Raw genomic sequence first — 1,671 nt, forward strand, 5'->3', positions numbered from 1 at the left:
ATAATATGGAAGATATCGAAATTGCTATAGACAGTACAGGAATTAGTATATACAACAACACACAGCAAGGAAAATAGCACTGACAGAAAATATCGTGGCTATGAGCAAACGAGAAAATTGCACGTAATGTTGAATATAAACAACAAAAAAGCCATAGCTGTAAAATACAGTAACGGTGTCTACTCTGATCACTATGGAGCTTGTGATTTGCTAAAAGAAGTTGATTTTCAGCATGCCATAAAAGCACTATATGCAGATAGAGCATGTGATAGGCACAAGTTTTATAAGTTGTGTAACGAATATGATATAAAGACAAAAATTCCACCAATAAACAATGCGGCAGAACATCCAGAAATAGATTATATGTCTGACAGGAATGCTGCTATTAGGTTAATAAAATTATACGGTGAAGATGGCATGAAAGAATGGAAAAAAGAAGTAAATTATGGGAAAAGATCTTATATTGAAGGGTTTTTCTCAAGATTAAAGCAAATATTCGGATTTAGTTTTAGGAATAAATCTGAGATAAATCGAGAAAAAGAACTGCTAATCAAATGCTATTTGCTTAATAAATTCACTGATATTGGTATGGCTAAATTTGAGATAGTTACATGAATTTACCATAAATCACCATCTCATAAAGTGTGATGCAACAAAGCCATCCCAGTGTCAGCTACTTGGATGACAAGAAAGGGAGCACTGGAATGACATTATCTGTTGTGCAATTTGCTAAATAAGTCAGCGCAGCATCAACAAATGCTAAAACGCCCATTCCAAGTGGTGTAGCTGCAAAAGCTGCTAGCTTGCAAGTTGAAGGCCTCCAAAGCGGTGTTGAAAGTATTGCTAATCCACCTATAACGTATATAGCAGTAAATGCAACAAATACAGTGTTTGCTTTGTGGAGCTGGCCACAATGATTTTTGAAAGTTAGCATAAACTACTTCATTTAATAAAATATTAATATGCTTAAATTGTGTATAAAAGAACTGTCATAGTCAAGCTTTTTCGTAAGCTACCTGCCGCTTGAGCCAAAGCCCCCTGCATTGCGACCGGTTTCTTCTGCGCAGAATTCTTCTCTGTCATCCCAAATTACCTGAGATACAGGAGAAATAAGGATTTGTGCGATTCTATCTCCTCTTTTTATTTCGTATGGCTGATTACTTAGATTAATTAGACAAATTTTAACTTCACCTCGATAATCAGAGTCTATAGTACCCGGAGAATTTAAGACAGTGATTCCATGTTTTGCAGCAAGACCAGAACGTGGGCGGATTTGCCCCTCAAAACCGTTTGGTATTGCAATCACAATTCCAGTTGGAACAAGTAATCTTTCAAGTGGATTTAAAACAGCAGAATCATTCAATGCAGCATAAAGATCCATGCCAGCACTCTGCGTAGTTGCATAACATGGAAGAGACAAGTCTTCTCCGTGTGATAATCTTTTTATTTCTACTTTAATTTTACTTCTTTGCACTCCAATTTACCATCTATGAAGACTCAATTATAGCATGTAAATTGTATCTGCAAAAGTGATAAATGTAAATGATGTCATTCCAGCGCAGCCATAAAAATTCCTTGACAAACTCCGCCAGCCCCCTTATCATGAAACTGAAGCTATTGTATTTGCTTTCGCCAATCTGCAGATTAAAAGGTAAGGATTACTTAATGTAT

At 36.0% G+C, this 1,671-nt stretch carries 2 protein-coding genes and 1 pseudogene; 1 reads left to right on the top strand and 2 read right to left on the bottom strand.

Going from position 1 to position 1,671, the window contains the following annotated elements; translation table 11 throughout:
• Positions 1–615, top strand: a pseudogene (locus tag ACIPNH_RS04725) (transposase); the annotation flags it as partial.
• A gap of 58 nt (positions 616–673) precedes the next feature.
• Here the strand turns inward: ACIPNH_RS04725 and ACIPNH_RS04730 are convergent.
• Complete coding sequence (locus ACIPNH_RS04730) at positions 674–934, bottom strand: hypothetical protein (RefSeq protein WP_400771989.1); 261 nt, start codon at positions 932–934, stop codon at positions 674–676.
• A gap of 78 nt (positions 935–1,012) precedes the next feature.
• Positions 1,013–1,474, bottom strand: a complete 462-nt coding sequence (gene dut, locus ACIPNH_RS04735; protein WP_006279458.1) for a dUTP diphosphatase — start codon at positions 1,472–1,474, stop codon at positions 1,013–1,015.
• Between the last annotated feature and the right edge of the window lie 197 nt (positions 1,475–1,671).

The organism is Wolbachia endosymbiont of Drosophila barbarae (genome assembly GCF_044752445.1).
In the GTDB taxonomy this organism is placed as follows: domain Bacteria; phylum Pseudomonadota; class Alphaproteobacteria; order Rickettsiales; family Anaplasmataceae; genus Wolbachia; species Wolbachia pipientis.

Excerpts from the sequence above, each read along its gene's own strand:
- ACIPNH_RS04730 (WP_400771989.1), bottom strand. The coding sequence starts at position 934 with ATGCTAACTTTCAAAAATCATTGTGGCCAGCTCCACAAAGCAAACACT.